Raw genomic sequence first — 266 nt, forward strand, 5'->3', positions numbered from 1 at the left:
GCAACGGGTGGCCAGTCATGCTCGCTCCGATCAACGCGGTGGATTCACCACCCTCGCCGAGCATATGCCCGCGGCCCACCGGGCCCATAGGGAATGGACACCCCAGCGTCTGATTCACTGGGGTGAGAGCATTGGCCCGGCCACCGGGGTCACAGTGACCCGCCTGATCGAGGAGCACAAGCATCCAGAACACGGTTATCGGGCCTGCCTGGGGTTACTGTCTCTGGCCAAACGCTATGGCAAATTACGACTGGAAGCCGCCTGTG

1 pseudogene is annotated in these 266 nt (G+C 62.8%); it reads left to right on the forward strand.

Going from position 1 to position 266, the window contains the following annotated elements:
* A pseudogene (locus tag IV91_RS0114595) lies at positions 1 to 266 on the forward strand (IS21 family transposase); the annotation flags it as partial.

Source organism: Ferrovum myxofaciens (genome assembly GCF_000735045.1).
GTDB lineage: Bacteria > Pseudomonadota > Gammaproteobacteria > Burkholderiales > Ferrovaceae > Ferrovum > Ferrovum myxofaciens.